The 12,252-nt window shown below is 66.4% G+C and carries 13 protein-coding genes and 1 riboswitch; of the genes, 4 read left to right on the top strand and 9 right to left on the bottom strand.

Annotation, left to right across the window (positions count from 1 at the left end; translation table 11 throughout):
* Positions 1-39 precede the first annotated feature (39 nt).
* Complete coding sequence (locus J6500_RS06030) at positions 40-873, top strand: inositol monophosphatase family protein (protein ID WP_225711755.1); 834 nt, start codon at positions 40-42, stop codon at positions 871-873.
* A 1,012-nt stretch (positions 874-1,885) separates the two neighbouring features.
* Here the strand turns inward: J6500_RS06030 and J6500_RS06025 are convergent.
* Together J6500_RS06025 and J6500_RS06020 are read right to left on the bottom strand one after the other, a co-directional pair.
* Positions 1,886-3,064: a glycosyltransferase family 87 protein gene (locus tag J6500_RS06025; RefSeq protein WP_225711754.1), complete on the bottom strand. Its 1,179-nt coding sequence runs from the start codon at positions 3,062-3,064 to the stop codon at positions 1,886-1,888.
* A 441-nt stretch (positions 3,065-3,505) separates the two neighbouring features.
* The gene (locus tag J6500_RS06020) at positions 3,506-4,432 is read right to left on the bottom strand and encodes a GlxA family transcriptional regulator (RefSeq protein ID WP_225711753.1); all 927 of its coding nucleotides are present in this window, start codon (positions 4,430-4,432) and stop codon (positions 3,506-3,508) included.
* A 94-nt stretch (positions 4,433-4,526) separates the two neighbouring features.
* On the opposite strand from J6500_RS06020, the gene J6500_RS06015 reads away from it, so the two are divergent.
* Positions 4,527-5,354, top strand: a complete 828-nt coding sequence (locus tag J6500_RS06015; protein ID WP_225711752.1) for a dienelactone hydrolase family protein — start codon at positions 4,527-4,529, stop codon at positions 5,352-5,354.
* Here the strand turns inward: J6500_RS06015 and J6500_RS06010 are convergent.
* From J6500_RS06010 to cobU, 5 genes are read right to left on the bottom strand one after another with little or no spacing between them, the layout of a single operon-like run.
* Positions 5,337-6,083: a CbtA family protein gene (locus tag J6500_RS06010; protein ID WP_225711751.1), complete on the bottom strand. Its 747-nt coding sequence runs from the start codon at positions 6,081-6,083 to the stop codon at positions 5,337-5,339. The two genes, J6500_RS06015 and J6500_RS06010, sit on opposite strands and share 18 nt — an antisense overlap.
* Before the next feature lie 10 nt (positions 6,084-6,093).
* Positions 6,094-6,288 carry a CbtB domain-containing protein gene (locus tag J6500_RS06005; RefSeq protein WP_225711750.1) on the bottom strand — a complete coding sequence of 65 codons (195 nt, stop codon included), beginning with the start codon at positions 6,286-6,288 and terminating at the stop codon, positions 6,094-6,096.
* A complete protein-coding gene (locus J6500_RS06000; RefSeq protein ID WP_225711749.1) occupies positions 6,285-6,599 on the bottom strand; it encodes a hypothetical protein in 315 nt (104 codons plus the stop codon). Before J6500_RS06000 ends, J6500_RS06005 begins: the two co-directional genes overlap by 4 nt.
* Positions 6,577-7,209 (bottom strand): 5,6-dimethylbenzimidazole synthase, encoded by a 633-nt coding sequence (bluB, locus tag J6500_RS05995; RefSeq protein ID WP_225711748.1) that lies wholly within the window; start codon positions 7,207-7,209, stop codon positions 6,577-6,579. The genes J6500_RS06000 and bluB overlap by 23 nt, the downstream gene beginning before the upstream one ends.
* A 31-nt stretch (positions 7,210-7,240) precedes the next feature.
* Complete coding sequence (gene cobU / locus J6500_RS05990) at positions 7,241-7,744, bottom strand: bifunctional adenosylcobinamide kinase/adenosylcobinamide-phosphate guanylyltransferase (RefSeq protein WP_225711747.1); 504 nt, start codon at positions 7,742-7,744, stop codon at positions 7,241-7,243.
* Between the two features lie 185 nt (positions 7,745-7,929).
* Here cobU and cbiB point away from each other — a divergent pair, with 185 nt between their 5' ends.
* Both cbiB and cobD read left to right on the top strand, forming a co-directional pair.
* A complete protein-coding gene (gene cbiB, locus J6500_RS05985) occupies positions 7,930-8,871 on the top strand; it encodes an adenosylcobinamide-phosphate synthase CbiB (protein ID WP_225711746.1) in 942 nt (313 codons plus the stop codon).
* Positions 8,872-8,882: 11 nt separating this feature from the next.
* The gene (cobD, locus tag J6500_RS05980) at positions 8,883-9,848 is read left to right on the top strand and encodes a threonine-phosphate decarboxylase CobD (RefSeq protein WP_225711790.1); all 966 of its coding nucleotides are present in this window, start codon (positions 8,883-8,885) and stop codon (positions 9,846-9,848) included.
* A gap of 3 nt (positions 9,849-9,851) precedes the next feature.
* Here cobD and J6500_RS05975 read toward each other — a convergent pair whose 3' ends face one another.
* Together J6500_RS05975 and cobO are read right to left on the bottom strand one after the other, a co-directional pair.
* On the bottom strand, positions 9,852-11,300 hold the full coding sequence (locus J6500_RS05975) for a cobyric acid synthase (RefSeq protein ID WP_225711745.1): 1,449 nt from the start codon (positions 11,298-11,300) through the stop codon (positions 9,852-9,854).
* Positions 11,301-11,307: 7 nt separating this feature from the next.
* Complete coding sequence (gene cobO / locus J6500_RS05970) at positions 11,308-11,949, bottom strand: cob(I)yrinic acid a,c-diamide adenosyltransferase (protein ID WP_225711744.1); 642 nt, start codon at positions 11,947-11,949, stop codon at positions 11,308-11,310.
* 36 nt (positions 11,950-11,985) lie between these two features.
* Positions 11,986-12,200: riboswitch (cobalamin riboswitch) on the top strand.
* Positions 12,201-12,252: the final 52 nt, after the last annotated feature.

Below are 12,252 nucleotides of genomic sequence, written 5' to 3'. Positions count from 1 at the left end.
TCTGCGGTAGCATCTCGAATCAAAACAGGAGAGTGCCGCGTGAAACTGTCCCATGCCGATGCGCTGACCATCGGGAACATCATCGCCGAAGCCGGCGTGGCCGAGATCATGCCGCGGTTCCGCCGGGTGCGGGAGATCGAGGTCCGCACCAAGACTTCCGCCTTCGACGTTGTCACCGAAGCCGACGAGGCCGCCGAGCAGGCAATCTCGGCGGCGCTGCTGCGTGCGTTCCCCAATGCCGTCGTGATCGGCGAAGAGGGCACGTCGCGGGATCCGGCGGCGCTCGATCAGGTCGGAAGCGCGGAGCTCGCCTTCATCATCGATCCGATCGACGGCACGCGGAATTTCACTTCCGCCCTGCCGCTGTTCGGCACCATGGTAGCCGCCACCATGCGCGGCGAGATCGTGTTCGGCGCGATCCACGATCCCGTCTGCAACGACACGGCGTTTGCGCTGCGCGGCGAGGGCGCCTGGCTCGCGACGCCGGACGGCAAGCGGCATGACCTGAAGGTCGCGCCTTCCGTGCCGGTGAAGCAGATGGATGCGATCATCGGCATCAACTTCCTGCCTGAGCAACTGCGGACGATCGTGGCCGGCAATGTTGCAAAACTCGGCATGAGCGCGTGGCTGCGTTGCGCCGCGCATGAATACCGCATGGCGGCGTCGGGCCATTGCCATCTTCTGTTCTACAACAAGCTGATGCCGTGGGACCACGCGGCCGGCTGGCTGCTGCATCGCGAGGCCGGCGGCTATAGCGCGCATTTCGACGGCTCACCGTACAAGCCGGTCAACCTGACCGGCGGCTTGCTGTGCGCGCCGGACGAGGAGAGCTGGCACGCGGCGAAACAGGCGATCTTGACGCCGGGTGGATGAGTGGCCAATGGCACTGCGACACCCGTCATCCTGAGAGAATGTGAACGTATGGCTCACCAGCTGGCACCAAATGTTCAGTGTCGTCCCGGCGAAGGCCGGGACCCATAACCACCGAAGGCCATTGTTAGGCAGCGCTGGAGCTACACCCTTTCTCAACAATCGAACCCTGTGGTTATGGGTCCCGGCCTTCGCCGGGACGACACTGGATATGTTGCACCGCTGTTCTACCCGTTATCCCGAGGTGCGAGCTCTTGCGAGCCTCGAGGGATCGACTGCCACTAGCCGGGCCGATTCATCCTTCGAGACGCGCAAGAGCGCGCTCCTCAGAATGACGGTGATGGTGAGACACATTTCAGACAGCTTGCTCGGTGTCATCGCCCGGCCTTTGCGCAATTGCGCATATGGACCGGGCGATCCAGTACGCCGCGGCCTTTCGGCTCAAGCACTGCGGCCTCTGGAATACTTGATCGCCCGGTCGAGCCGGCGATGACAGTTGTGGGTGGGGTATGGCTTCGCGTTCTCGCGACATAAATTGTCCGAGCTTTGCATTTCGTTTCGCCGCTCCGAGAGCAGAGGGCGCAGGGAAAGCCGGGTGCCGATCGCACCCATGGGCCCCGTGCGATGGGTAGAAAGCACGGGGGTAGGACCACAGGTGTAACCGGAAACAACCCGGCTTTCCCTGCGCGATGGGTTACGGCTTATACGTGCTTACCCCGGCGAGACTTGGCTTGTTTGTCACCGCCCTCGCAAGACGCAATTGCATCGAGCGAGAGGACACCTGCCGCTAGGGCGTCCGGCCTGCACGACTTCGCCGTCCGCCTCGCGTGCTGTCGTCACTGGCACGCGCGGCGGCCACCGCATCTCGACCCGACGCTAATGACGATGCGCAGCGCCCCTCGATCGGGTGAGACGGCGACATTGAACATCTGAGTTGGGGTGGGTGTCAAGAACGAATTCGGAAAATGCGAATGTGTATTTTCCCGTAGCCCGGATTCGCTGCGCTTCATCCGGGCTACAAGTGCAAATGCCTGATGCGCCTGACGACCAGCAGTATCAGCGCCGCGATGGCGAACGGTCCGAGCGGTACGTTGTTGCTGCCTGCGGGCACCATGGCGAACGGCGTCAGATAGAGCGCCGCGAGCGTGATGCGTTCGTAGGGCAGCCAGCCCTGCACGATCGCCTGCGCGATCAGCCAGGCGCCCGGGATCGCCAGGATCACCATCTCGTAATTGCCGAAGAACGGCACGCACAGGCCGGTCGCCGCCGCCATCAGCGCGATCTCGGCTGCGCCGCCAGGCCGCTTCCTCAATGTTGCGATGAGGATCCCGGCCGCGCCGGCGGCGGCCGCGAGCTGAACGATCCAGGCGAGGTCGCCCGAGCCGCCGAGCTGCCGGACTGCGGCGTAGGGACTTGCGAATTTATCGAAGCCGGGCGCGCCGCCGATATTCCACGCGCTGGCCTCGGGCAGCACGCGGATGAATCCGATCCATGCATCGATCCCGAACAGCGCGGTCGCCGCCATTATCATCGCAAGCGTCGTTACGACTGCCGCGGCAAGCGCGCGCCAGCGCCGCGTCACGAGCAGCACCAGCGGTGCAAGCAGCGCGATCTGCGGCTTGTAGGTGAGGCAGCCGAGCAGTGCGCCGGCGGCAACCGGAGTGCGATCCAGCATCACGGCCGCTCCGCCGAGCAGGGCTGCCGAGAACAGCGAGTTCTGGCCGAACAGCGCGCAGACCCATGCGGCGGGGAAGGCGATCGCGGGAACGATCGATCCGCCCTTCAGCATCGCCCTGACGGCGGCCGCATAGGCTGCACCGGTCGCGGCGATCCAGAGCGTCGCTGCCGCCGCGAACGGCAGCAGCGCGAAAGGAAGACAGACCAACAGCGCGGTCGGCGGATAGAAGAACGGCGCGAAGATCTTCTGACCGAGCAGGGCGGTAACCGCGGCGCGGCCTGCGTCTCCATAGGCATCGGCGGCGCGGCCCTCGAGTGCGAGGCGCGCGGCGGTCCAGAACGCCGCAAAATCGTGACCAACCGCCATCGTCGGCACGGTCCACGGAATGCTTGCGATGCAGCCGACCAGCAGGACGAGGAAGACGCGGGTGAAGGCGGTGACCCGGTCCTGGGTGAGCCAGTCGGCCTCGCGCAATGTCGCCATCGCCGACACCGGCGCGTCTGCGGCATCATGCACGACTAGCGGCCGGCGCGCGGCATCATCAGCGAGCGCCGATGAGCACTCCCCGCAATCCGGCTCCGCCATTGTCGGCCGCTTGATGATGTCAATTGTGTGCACGGCCGAACATTGCAAGCAGATCGTTGAAGGCCGGGTAAATCCGATTGGCGCAATTGTGCGGCAAGGCGGGATCGGCGCGATACCGCCTGGACCAGTGGGGAACTCGCGGGTCGCTCATGCGCGGACTGTCAGGCAACTTATGGTAAAGGAATTCGAACCAGCGGGCGGGCGCGACAGCCGGGCGATGCCTATCTCGGCGAGGTGCCGAACCCTCTGACCTGGCCCATGCAAAAGGTGCTGATGGCCCACGGCACGCCGGTCGAGGAGGACGCGCCGGCATTCCTGCGGCGTGCCTTCGGCTGCCCGATGAAGTAACGGTGCCCGGACCTGTCGTGCGCTTCATCCAGCGGACCGGAAGTGCCGCGGTGAGTGCCGTGTGTCGCGCCGGATCAAACGGCGCAACGTCGAGGGTTCGGCGTAGCCGACCTCGCGGGCGATCTGTTCGACCGAGAGGCGGGTGGTCTCGAGCAGCGCGCGCGCCGTCTCGATCCTGATCCGCTGCACGAACTGGATCGGCGAGACGCCGCAGGTGGACTCCAATCGCCTGGCAAATGTCCGCGCTGTCAGCGCGACGGCGTCGGCGACATCTTTGATCGTGAAGTCGCGCGCGATATTGCTGCGCACCCACTTCTCGGCACTGGCGACCTTCGCATCCTGGCTGGCGAGATAGTTGATCGCCATGAACGGCACCTGGGAATGCCGCTCGTCCAGCAGCAGATAGTTGGCGCAGCCCTTTGCGAGGCCTGGGCTGCCGAAGCGGGCGATCACCGCGAGCATCAGGTCCATCTGAGCCATGGCAGCGCCCGCGGTTGCGATCGGCCAATCGGCGATCACCATCCGCTCCGTCAAGAGTTCGACCTTCGGGTAGCGTTGGCGGAACAGCGGCGCCAACCACCATGTGGTGGTCGCACGCCGGCCGTCGAGCAACCCGGTTTCCGCGAGCAGGAAGCTGCTGGCGCAGGACGCGGCGAGCATGGCGCCGTCGGCGAATGCCGTCGCGAGCATGTCGCGCGCGCGCAGACACGCAGGTGTTGCGAGCTTCCGCTCGAGCGCGTCGGCGGAGGCCGATCCGAGGCCCGGGACGATCACGAGATCGGCGCCGCGCAATTGGCCGTCGCGTCGTCTTGGCCCGTAGCGCAGCGTCGTCACCTCGAAGCGCGGGCGCTTGGCCGTGCCGATCCGATTGGCCGTTGCCAGCACGTCGTAAGTGATGGCGGCGCCCGACGCGAGGCCACCCTCGATCTCGACCACCGCGACTTTGGTCATGTCAAGAAATCCGCGAACAATGTCATTTTTGACACTAGCCGGAGCAGCGGAAAATCGCAACTTTCGCTGCCGATCCCGATAAGGAGAACCGCCGATGCCGACACGGCCGATGACCCAGGACGATCCGCTGGAGGATTTCGCGCGCCGCGAGATCACGCTCGATGGCGTCGGCAAGGCTGTTTACGTCGCAGGGCAGGGGCCCGCCGTGATCGTGATGGCGGAAATGCCAGGCATCAGTCCGCATGTCGCGCGCTTCGCCCGCTGGGTTCGCGATGCCGGCTTCACCGTCTACATGCCATCATTGTTCGGCCGCGACGGCGCCGTGGCCGGCACGGAGCAGGGTGCCGCGGTGTTCCAGCGCGCTTGCGTCAGCGCGGAATTTCGCGCGATGGCTGCGAACCAGTCCAGTCCGGTGACGCAATGGCTGCGGGCGCTCGCGCGATTCGCGCACGGCGAATGCGGCGGGCCCGGCGTCGGCGCCATCGGCATGTGTTTTACCGGCAATTTCGCGCTGACCATGATGCTGGAGCCGTCGATGCTGGCGCCGGTGCTGTCGCAGCCGTCGTTGCCGCTGAACGATCCGGCCGGCATCGAGATCGCGCCGGACGAGGTCAAGGCGGTCCGCGAACGGCTCGAGCGCGAGGACCTGACCGTGCTCGCCTATCGCTTCGAGGGCGACAAGTTCTGCATGGCGCAGCGCTTCGCAGCCTATGCCGAGGCGCTGGGCGACCGCTTTGTCGGGCGCGTTCTGCCCGACAACGCGGCGAACCGCGACGTCCCGCCGTTCTTCGACAAGTTCGTCACGACGCCGCACAGCGTGGTGACCGTGCATCTGATCGACGAGGCCGGCCAGCCGACAATTGCGGCGCGCGATGAAATCCTGGCGTTCTTCAAACGGAGATTGTCAGGCGCGAATGGTTGAGGCCGGCCGATCGAACCAGGCGAACGCGGCACTGGTCAGGCTGCCCAGCAGCGACCAGAAGATCAGGCTGGTCACCGTGACGGCGACCACGAACTGATGCGACAGTGACGAGGGCACGTTGGTCTCGATGTGCTCCAGCTCCGGCGCGCCGATCAGATGCGGCAGCATGATCAGCACCACGCCGGCGATCGCCGCCGGGATCGAGCGGCGGAACACGATCAGCCCAAGACCGGCGGCCGTCGCCGCCACCGCGATCACCCACCAGATCTGACGCGAGAGCAGCGGAGCGACCGGAACGCCTGGCAGCTCCGGCGGCAAGCCGAGCGCCGGAGCGATGGTGAACACGGCAAAGCCAGCCAGCCCCCACATCAGGCCTTCGTGCCAGGACGGCCGCACACCGGTCGCGCCGCTGCGCAATGAAAGGAAGCCGCCGAGCAGCAGCGCAAAACCGATCGCAGTCAGAATATTTGCGCCCGCGGTATAGAGATTGCGCTCCAGCCCGTCGCGCGGTTCCCACGCCTGTGCGCCGGGAGCCTGCTCGGCGTGGTCGTGGACCAGGATGATCTGCGGCGCCGCGGCCGCGTCGTGACGATGCTCGGCAGCCTTCTCGTAGACCTCGGCCTTCAGGATCAGCGGGACGGTGCCGAATTGCTGGGCCGCGGTGACGACAAGGCCGACGATGAATCCGGCGACGACCGACGAGAATACGATCGCGCGAAAGGTGCTCATGCCCTGACGATCAGTGGCAGGGGAATGCGTTGGAATGGCGCACGTCGTGCGCGGCGTTGTGGATGACGTCAATGTGCGAGAAGCCGACCACGCCGACGATCAACAGGCCGAGCGCCATCGCCATCAGCGACTGGGCAAGCCGACCGACCTGTCCGGCGACGGGCAGATGCGTGACTTGCGATTCCGTGATCTGGGCCTGGCTCATGGCAGTTCTCCACCTTCGACTTGAGCGGCTTCTAGCAGCTTTCGGGCGATGTCGCGACTGGTAAGATGCAGATTGGTGCCCGGCGCAACCCGCTTGCGCGCGATCTTGGCGCGTGCCGCAGCTTCGAATGCAATTTCAAAGCGTTGGAAATAGACGAGGCAATCCTCCGGCGTTGGGTCCACGCCGAGCAGCGTCCGGAAAGCGCCGCGATGCACGGCACAGATCGCGCCGTGCCCTGTGACCGGAAAGACCAGCGAGGCGATGTCGGCGCGCCACTGCGCGCCGGGATTAGCGTCGGATCGTGAAGTCACCCGAACCTCGCCGCGATTCCCATTTGGCTTGCTCGAGCTCCGGCCGGTCACACTCGGCCTCGGGATAACCGATGCAGAGATAGCCGATGAACTTCCAGGACTGCGAGACGTCGAGGATGTCGTGAATGCGCGCCGGATTGAGGATCGAGACCCAGCCGAGGCCGATGCCTTCGGCGCGTGCCGCCAGCCACATCGAGCAGATCGCGGCGACCACGGAATAGTCGACGGTTTCGGGCATCGTGGCGCGCCCAAGACCAGAGCCGATCGCGCCTGAAGCGTCGGCGAAGACCGCGACGTGGCCGGGCGCCTCCGCGAGGCCCGACAGTTTCAGCGTGGCATATTTCGCCGCGCGCTCGCCCGAATAGGAGCGCAGCGCATCGGCGTTGCAGGATTTGAAATCGTCGATCACGGCGCGGCGGCGCACCGCATCCTCGACGATGACGAATCGCCAGGGTTGGCTCAACCCGACCGATGGCGACAGGCAGGCGATCTCGATCAGTTGCTCGATGGTGCCCGGCGGCAGCGGGTCGGTGCGGAAGCGCCGCACGTCGCGGCGCCACACGAACAGTTCGTGCAGTTGCCGGCGAAACGCCTCGTCGAATGCGACCATCAGCCTCGACTCGTCTGCAGCACAGTGACGCTCATTTCAGCTTCATCGGCAAGCCCGCCACCACGAATTCCACGGTATCGGCGGCGGCGGCGATGGTCTGGTTCATCATACCCGCGGCGTCGCGAAACGCGCGGGCCAGCGCGTTGTCGGGCACGATGCCGAGGCCGACCTCGTTGGTGACCATGACGAGGGGGCTCTTCTGTCGCGGCAGCGCGTCGGCAAGCCGCGCGATCTCCTGCGGCCAGTCGCGCTCGGCGTGCATCAGGTTCGACAGCCACAGCGTCAGGCAATCGACCAGCCGTGCGCCGCCGCCATCGGTCGCGGTCAGCGCTTCGACGAGATCGAGCGACACCTCGCGTTCGAGCCAGTCGCGGCCGCGGCGCGCACGGTGGCCGGCGATGCGCACCTCCATCTCCGCGTCCAGCGCCTCGGCGGTGGCGATGTAAACGGGCTGGCCCGCAAAGCCGCGTGCAAGAAGCTCGGCGCGACGGCTCTTTCCCGATCGCGCTCCGCCCGTGACCAGGATAACGGTCATCATGATCTCCTGTTGCGCCCTGGCTCCCGTCTTGGCGCATTTTATTTACGCCAACGGAATCCACGTCGCTCGAAAACGCTCTAACCACCAATTGCCGTGAAAGACAAAGCCGAAATCGAACGTGGAGGGGCTTGCGCTTGGCCGGGGTCTTGCGCATCAGGGGGATCGCGGCGGGAGAAGTATGCGTGGTCTTTGCGGGAGCGATGGCGGTGGCGATGGCGGTGGACGCCCTGATCGGCTGGCCGAGCTGGCTGTTCGCGCGGATCGGCCACCCCGTGACCTGGCTCGGCGGGTTGGTCAACGCGATCGATACGAGTTGGAACCGGAGCGCTGATCCGCCGGCGTTGCGCCGTGTGGCCGGTGTTGGGGCAGCTCTTCTGGTGATCGCGGTGACGGCTGCGCTCGCCTGGGCCATCCAGGCCGCGCTTGGCTCCGGATGGATGCGAGTTTTCCTGCTGGGAATTCTGGCGTGGCCGCTGGTTGCCTCGCGCTCGCTGCACGATCACGTCGCGGCGGTCGCGGATCCGCTGGCATCCGGCGATATCGCCGGCGCGCGTGCGGCGGTATCACAGATCGTGGGGCGTGATCCCGCCACACTCGATGAAGCCGGCATTGCGCGCGCGGCGATCGAGAGTCTGGCCGAAAATGCGTCCGATGGCATCGTGGCGCCGGTGTTCTGGGGGGCGCTGTTCGGGTTGCCGGGCATCGTCGGCTACAAGGCGATCAACACGCTGGACTCCATGATCGGCCATCGCACCGAGCGGCACGAAGCCTTTGGCTGGGCCGCTGCGCGTATCGACGATCTCGCCAATCTGATCCCGGCGCGCCTGACCGGCGGGCTGTTCGTGCTGCTCGCTGCATCGCCTGCGCAGGCATCGGCGTGCATGATGCGCGACGCCAGGCGGCATCGCTCGCCGAATGCCGGCTGGCCGGAAGCGGCGATGGCCGGCGCGCTCGGCGTGCGGCTCAGCGGCCCGCGCGTTTATCACGGCAGCACGGCGGACGAGCCATGGCTGAACGCGGGCGCGCGCGATCCGGATGCCGCCGATATCGGCCGCGGGCTAAAGCTCTATCGCCGCGCGATGCTGCTGCTGGCCGCGCTCCTTGCATTGCTGGCCGTCGTGTGAAGGAGCAGGGCATGCGTGAGCACGGCGGAAATCTCGACGTCGCCCGGCAACGTTTCGGCGGCTGCGCGGAGGACTGGATCGATCTGTCGACGGGGATCAATCGGGTGCCTTACCCCGTGCGCGATGTCGAGCCGAACGGCTGGAACGCGCTGCCCTCCCGATCCGACATTGAAGCGCTCCACGATGCCGCGCGGCACGCCTACGCCACCACCGCGCCGATCATAGCGCTGGCGGGCGCGCAAGCCGCGATTCAGCTGCTGCCGCATCTGGTGGCGCGCGGCCGCGCGCGCATCCTGGCACCGACCTACAATGAATACGCCGCGGTTCTGTCGGCCGCCAGTTGGCACGTGAGCGAAGTCTCCGATCTTGCGGCGCTCGCGGGTGCCGATCTTGCAGTGGTCGTCAACCCGAACAATCCAGATGGCCGGCAGCATGATCGGGGTGAGTTGCTAGGGCTGTTGCCCCGCGTGCGCCGGCTGGTGGTCGACGAGAGTTTTGCCGATGCCGTTCCGGGCGTGTCGCTTGCACGCGAGGCGGGACGATCGGGGCTCGTGATCCTGCGCTCGTTCGGAAAATTCTATGGCTTAGCCGGGCTGCGGCTCGGCTTTGCGCTCGGTAGCGAGGGAGACATCGCAGCGCTGGCGGCAATGGCGGGGCCGTGGCCTGTATCCGGCCCGGCGATTGCGATCGGGCGGCGCGCGTTGCGCGATGACGAATGGACGAGGGCGACAGCGGCGCGCCTTGTGCGCGATGCCGCCCTGCTCGATGCGGCGGTGCGCTCGCGGGGCTGGACGCTGGTCGGCGGCACGCCGCTGTTCCGGCTCTACGACACCGGCGACGCGCCGACGGCGCAAGAGATGCTCGCGCGCGGCCGGATCTGGTCGCGGGTGTTCGGGCAGCAGCCGGGATGGTTGCGCCTCGGTCTGCCCAGCGATGAGCGCGAATGGTCGCGGCTTGCGGCGGTGCTGGCGCGCTGAAGCTCAGCGGGCGAGCGCGAAAAGCCCGTCGACGTCGAGATGCGTCTCGATGTGATCGGCAAGCGCATCGAGCGCGCGCTCGACCCTCGTACCGTAGGGCTGGTCGGCTGCGGGAATGTCGAGTTGCGCGAGGTACGCCTTGCGAAACTCGTCCGACGCGAACAGGCCGTGCAGATAGCTGCCGTGAACGCGTCCGTCTGCCGAGCTGGCGCCTTCCGGCGCACCGCCGACAAAGGCGAACGGCCGCGCCCGATCCGCTCCGTCGGTCCTGCCGATATGGATTTCATAGGCGCTGATCGGCTGATCCGTCGCGGCGTGGACGGCGGCGACGCGCGTCAGCGTCTTTTGCTCCGTCATGATCGTGGTGACGTCGAGCAGACCGAGCCCGCGCGTTTCGCCGGCGGGCCCTTCGATCCCGTCGGGGTCGGCGACGCTCTGCCCGAGCATCTGGTAACCGCCGCACAGGCCGAGCACGTGGCCGCCACGGCGGTGATGCGCCAGGAGATCGATGTCCCAACCCTGTGCGCGTAGGAAGGCGAGGTCGCCGCGCGTCGATTTCGAGCCCGGCACGATGACGAGTTTCGCATCGCCCGGGATCGCGTTGCCCGGACGGACCATCACGAGGTCGACGGTTGGCTCGAGCTTGAGAGGGTCCAGATCGTCAAAATTGGCGATCCGCGACAGTGCAAGGAACGCGACCTTGCACTGGCCGGGCTTTCGCGATTCGCCGAGCCCGAGTGCATCCTCGGCCGGCAACTCGCCGGCGTGCGCGAACCAGGGCAGCACGCCGAAGCCGCGCCAATCGGTGCGCGCCTCGATCAGCCGGTAGCCGTCATCGAACAGCGAGGGATCGCCGCGGAACTTGTTGATGACGAAACCCCCGATCATCGCGGCGTCGTCGGGATCGATCACCGTCTTGATGCCGACGAGCTGCGCGATCACGCCGCCGCGGTCGATGTCGCCGACCAGCACCACGGGGACATCGGCCCTGCGGGCAAAGCCCATATTGGCGATGTCAGCCTTGCGCAGATTGACCTCGGCGGGGCTGCCCGCGCCTTCGACCAGCACAAGATCGGCGCGCTGCTTCAGCCGCGCAAAACTCTCCAGCACCGCGCCCATCAATGTGGGTTTGATCGCGGCATAGTCGCGCGCGCGAGCGGTGGCGACGCGCTTGCCGTGCACGATGACCTGGGCGCCGACATCGCTCTCCGGCTTCAGCAGCACCGGGTTCATGTCGGTGTGCGGCTCGACGCCGGCCGCCAGCGCCTGCAGCGCCTGCGCGCGGCCGATCTCGCCACCGTCGACGGTCACCGCCGCATTGTTCGACATGTTCTGCGGCTTGAACGGCAGCACGCGCAGGCCGCGCCGCCGCGCCGCGCGCGCGAGCCCGGCGACGATGAGCGATTTGCCGACGTCCGAGCCGGCGCCCTGGATCATCAATGCGCGCGCCATGATCCGCTCAGAACTCGACGCCCGGCTGCGCCTTGATGCCGGAGCGGAACGGATGCTTCACCAGCGTCATCTCGGTGACGAGATCGGCGATCTCGATCAGCTCGTCCTTGGCGTTGCGTCCGGTCAGCACGACATGCGTCATCGGCGGTTTCGAGTTGGTCAGGAAATCGACGACGTCCGATATTGCGAGGTAATCGTAGCGCAGCGCGATGTTGATCTCGTCAAGCACGACCATGCGCAGGCTCGGGTCTGCGATCAGCTCCTTGGCTTTCTCCCAACCGGCCTGCGCCGCCGCGATGTCGCGGGCGCGGTCCTGCGTCTCCCAGGTAAAGCCTTCGCCCATGGCATGGAACTGACAGAGATCGCCGAAATGCCCGGTGAGCAGGCGGCGCTCGCCGGTGTCCCAGGCGCCCTTGATGAATTGCACCACCGCGCAGGGAAAGCCATGCGCCACGCAGCGCACGATCATGCCGAAGGCGGAGGATGATTTTCCCTTGCCGGCGCCGGTATGAACGATGATCAGTCCCTTTTCGCCGCTCTTCGTCGCCATGATCTTGTCGCGCGCAGCCTTCTTCTTCGCCATCTTGGCGGCGTGACGCGCCTCGGCGTCGGCCGCGCCGTCTGCGCCGACATTTGCTTCTGACGTCATGACGTTCCTTTGGCTTGACAAGTCCGTGCCGCGGACGAATGGTGTGGCTGCGTTGGTTCCTGTCCTATGACAGGCGAAGAGGGAATGCGATAGGGCCCGTGAGGTTGGGCCGGAAGCGCAGCCGCCCCCGCGACCGTGACCGGAGAGATGTCCAAAGCCACTGATTCCCTGAGGGGATCGGGAAGGCGGGCATCGAAGGGATGAAACCCTGCTCCGCAAGCCGGGAGACCTGCCAACGCAGATTTGAGAACCGGCGGACGGGGTGTTCCGCGACGGGGTGCGAACCTATGTCCACCGGTTCGT

This window comes from Bradyrhizobium semiaridum (genome assembly GCF_020329505.1).
GTDB lineage: Bacteria > Pseudomonadota > Alphaproteobacteria > Rhizobiales > Xanthobacteraceae > Bradyrhizobium > Bradyrhizobium semiaridum.
The sequence above is the reverse complement of the archived record's forward strand: the minus strand, read 5'-3'. Positions and strand labels throughout refer to the sequence as shown.